3 protein-coding genes are annotated in these 4088 nt (G+C 75.2%); all 3 read left to right on the top strand.

The genetic code is table 11. The features are described from left to right. A partial coding sequence (locus E4099_RS29955; RefSeq protein WP_245245305.1) for a molybdopterin-binding protein occupies positions 1-991 on the top strand: 991 nt, incomplete at its 5' end. Beyond that, positions 988-2058: a potassium channel family protein gene (locus tag E4099_RS29950; RefSeq protein ID WP_135342251.1), complete on the top strand. Its 1071-nt coding sequence runs from the start codon at positions 988-990 to the stop codon at positions 2056-2058. The genes E4099_RS29955 and E4099_RS29950, both read left to right, overlap by 4 nt. Positions 2059-2067: 9 nt before the next feature. Next, positions 2068-3045 carry an NAD(P)H-quinone oxidoreductase gene (locus tag E4099_RS29945; protein WP_135342250.1) on the top strand — a complete coding sequence of 326 codons (978 nt, stop codon included), beginning with the start codon at positions 2068-2070 and terminating at the stop codon, positions 3043-3045. Positions 3046-4088 lie beyond the last annotated feature (1043 nt).

Raw genomic sequence — 4088 nt, 5'->3', positions numbered from 1 at the left:
CCCCGCCTCCCACACGCCGCCCCCCGGCATCCAGCGCACCGGCACGGACCCCGACGGAAGCCCGGGCGCCTCGGCCGGGGTCCCGTCGGCCGGTTGGTTGCGGGCCGGGCTGGGGCGGCCGGTGCTGCAAGGGCAGGACATCCGGCCGCGGGGCCAGGAGTGCCGCAGCGGCGACGAACTCCTGCCCGAGGGCACCCTGGTCACCCCGGCGGTGCTCGGGCTGGCCGCCGCGGCCGGCTACGACCGGCTCGCGACGGCACCCCGCCCCCGGGTCGAGGTGCTGATCCTCGGCGACGAACTGCTCTCCGCCGGCCTCCCCAGCGAGGGGCGGATCCGCGACGCGCTCGGCCCGATGCTGGGCCCGTGGCTGGCCGCGCTCGGCGCCGAGGTGCTGGCCACCCGGCACATCCCCGACGACGTCGAGGTCTTGGCCTCGGCCGTGGCCGACTCCCCGGCCGAGCTGGTGATCACCACCGGCGGTACCGCGGCGGGCCCGGTCGACCAGGTGCATCCGGCACTGGCGCGGCTGGGCGCCGAACTCCTGGTGGACGGGGTCGCGGTGCGCCCGGGACACCCCATGCTGCTGGCCCGGCTGGACCGGGACAGGCACCTGGTCGGGCTGCCCGGCAACCCGCTGGCCGCGGTCTCCGGACTGCTGACGCTGGCCGAGCCCCTGCTGCGTACCCTCGGCGGCCGGACCGTACGGGCCTACCCGCCCGCGCCGCTGGCCGCCGCCGTCTCCGGCCACCCGCGGGACACCCGGCTGGTGCCGGTGACCTACCGCGGGGCCGAGGCGGTCCCGCTGCGGTTCAACGGGCCCGCCATGCTGCGCGGGGTGGCGGTGGCCGACGCCCTGGCGGTGATCCCGCCCGGCGGGGCCGCGCGCGGCACCGAGGTGGAGACCCTGGACCTGCCCTGGGCGGCCTGGATGGCCGGGCCCGCCGGCGGATCCCCCTCCGGCGCCGACCCCTCCGCCGGAGGCTTCGCATGAGACTGCCCCCGCATGACGCCGCCGCCCACGTCCCCGAGTCGCAGTCCCACCGGGTGCGGATGCCCCAGCAGGGTGTGGGGCCGCTGCGCCAGGTGATACGACGGTTGCTGATGGCCCTTCTGGTGCTGGCGGCGACCGTGGCCATCGTCTACGCGGACCGCGACGGCTACCACGACAACTCCGGCCGTCCGGTGCGCCTGCTGGACGCCATCTACTACTCCACGGTCACCCTCTCGACCACTGGCTACGGCGATGTCGTGCCGCACAGCGACAGCGCCCGGCTCACCAACGTCCTGCTGGTCACCCCGTTGCGCGTGCTGTTCCTGATCATCCTGGTGGGCACCACGCTGGAGGTGCTCACCGAGCGCACCCGCGAGCAGTTCCGCCTCAACCGCTGGAGGTCCCGCTTGCGCGACCACACCGTCGTCGTCGGCTTCGGAACCAAGGGCCGGTCCGCCGTGCAGACGCTGTGCGCGACCGGGCTCTCCAAGGACCGGGTGGTCGTCGTCGACCCCAACCAGAAGGTGATCGAGGCGGCCAACGCCGACGGTTTCGTGGGGGTGGTGGGGGATGCCACCCGCAGTGACGTGCTGCTGCGCGCGGAGGGGCAGCGGGCCAGCCAGTTCGTCATCGCCACCCAGCGCGACGACACCGCCGTGCTGGTCACCCTCACCGCCCGGCAGTTGAACCGGGGCGCCACCATCGTGGCCGCGGTGCGGGAGGAGGAGAACGCGCCGCTGCTGCGCCAGTCCGGCGCCGACGCGGTGATCACCAGCGCCAGCGCGGCCGGGCGGCTGCTCGGCATGAGCGTGCAGAGCCCCAGCGCGGGAGCGGTCATCGAGGACCTGATCCAGCAGGGCAGCGGGCTGGACCTGGTGGAGCGCCCGGTGGTCAAGGCCGAGGTGGGCCGGTCGGTGCGGGAGACCGAGGACCTGGTGGTCTCGGTACTGCGCGGGCACCGGCTGCTGCCCTACGACGACCCCGAGGCGAGCCCCCTGCAGTACGCCGACCGGCTGATCACGATCGTCCGCGCGCGGCCCCCCGAGGAGCGTTCGAACGGGCGGTAGCCTCGCCGCATGTATGCGATCACGATCCCCGAACCCGGTGGCCCGGAAGCGCTGTTCTGGTCCGAGGTGCCCGACCCCGTTCCCGGTGAGGGCGAGGTGCTGGTCGAGGTGGTGGCCAGCGCCGTCAACCGCGCCGATGTGCTCCAGCGCCAGGGCCTCTACAGCCCGCCGCCCGGTGCCTCGCCCTACCCGGGCCTGGAGTGCTCCGGCCGGATCGCCGCCCTGGGACCGGGCGTCACCGGCTGGGCGGTCGGTGACGAGGTGTGCGCGCTGCTGGTGGGCGGCGGCTACGCCTCGAAGGTCGCGGTGCCGACCGGACAGCTGCTGCCGGTGCCCAAGGGCGTGGACCTGGTCACCGCCGCCGCGCTGCCCGAGGTGGCCTGTACGGTCTGGTCGAACGTGTTCATGGTGGCCGGGCTGCGCCCCGAGGAGACCCTGCTGGTGCACGGCGGGACCAGCGGGATCGGCACCCTCGCCATCCAGCTGGGCAAGGCGGTGGGCGCCCGGGTCGCGGTCACCGCGGGCAGCCCGGAAAAGCTGGCCGCCTGCCGGGAGTTGGGCGCCGACATCCTGATCGACTACCGCCGGCAGGACTTCGTCGAGGAGATCCGGGAGAACACCGCCGGGGCGGGCGCGGACGTCATCCTGGACATCATGGGCGCCAAGTACCTGGACCGGAACGTACAGGCGCTGGCGGTCAACGGCCGACTGGTCATCATCGGCCTCCAGGGCGGTGTGAAGGCCGAGTTGAACCTGAGTTCGCTGCTCCGCAAGCGCTGCGCGGTCATGGGCACCACCCTGCGCTCCCGTCCGCTGGCGGAGAAGGCGACCATCGTGGCGGCGGTCACCGAGCATGTCTGGCCGCTGGTTGAGAGCGGCCGGGTGCGACCGGTGGTGGACCGTACGCTGCCGATGCGCGAGGCCGCCGCCGCCCACGAGCTGATGGAGGCCAGCGGTCATGTGGGCAAGATCGTCCTGACCGTCTGACCCGCACCGACGGCGGAGGGCACGGCTCGCCCAGGGGAGTGAGCCGTGTCCGCCGACCGGGTGGCGGCCCGGCGCGTATCCGGCTGACCGCCGGTTGGCCGCACCCACCGCCGGATGGCAGTACGGGCGCGCTCCGGCGGGACGCACCACGGGCCGTACGACGTGCCGCGCAGCGTGCCGTACGGGGAGCGCGGGGCCGGGGCGCTACGAGAGCGGGGGCATGCCAGACGCACCCGCGTGGCACAGGGCGCCTCCCGAAGGCCGTGGTCCCGGGACGGTCTCCGGCGGGCCGCACCCGGCGCCCGCACGCCCCGCCCCTACGCGGGACGCATCCGGAGGTCCGTACATCGTGCCGCACGGGGCCGCGGTCCCGGGATGCTCCCCGGCGGGCCGCACCCGGGGCCCGCCCACCCCGCCGTACGCGGGCCGCTCGGCCACCCGCTCGGGAACGCATGTCCGAGATGCCGAGTTCGCTCCCTCGTGTGACGCTGAATCCGTCATCCGGCGGCTCGGCGCGGAGGGATGCGGTCGTGGCTGGAGTGCATGGATCCCGGTGGGCGGTCACCCTGCTGACCACGGTTCTTTCCCTTGCCACCCCGGTGGCCTACGCCTCGGACGACGACCATACGACCGGCTACCGCCCAGGTGCGGGCCGCCCGCACCTCGACCGTACGGCGCCGCCATGGCGGGACCGCCCCGGATGGCCGGGCCGGGACCTGCCCGAGGTGCCGGGCTGGGACCGCCCGGGAGGTCCGGGACACCACCGGTGGCGGGAGCGGGGCCGGTCGGAGTGGCCCGGACACGATCGTCCCGGGTGGCCGGGGCGAGGGCACCTGGACTGGCACCGGCACGGCCACCACGGCCGGCCCGGCTGGGGCGATGCCGGCGCCCGGCGAGACATCGCCTCGCCCCCACCCTCCGAGGAGGCGTCCGGCACGGCAGACGACGGCGGTGGCCCCACCCGGGACGTCGGCTCCCGTTCCCCGGCCCCGCCGGACCACCCCCTGGGCGCGGGCCGGCGGCAGGAGCCGTACGAGCGGCCG

It is taken from the genome of Streptomyces palmae, from assembly GCF_004684805.1.
GTDB lineage: Bacteria > Actinomycetota > Actinomycetes > Streptomycetales > Streptomycetaceae > Streptomyces > Streptomyces palmae.
The sequence above is the reverse complement of the archived record's forward strand: the minus strand, read 5'-3'. Positions and strand labels throughout refer to the sequence as shown.

Bases quoted from the DNA above. Each gene is read 5' to 3' on its own strand.
- E4099_RS29950 (WP_135342251.1), top strand. From the start codon at position 988: ATGAGACTGCCCCCGCATGACGCCGCCGCCCACGTCCCCGAGTCGCAG.
- E4099_RS29945 (WP_135342250.1), top strand. From the start codon at position 2,068: ATGTATGCGATCACGATCCCCGAACCCGGTGGCCCGGAAGCGCTGTTC.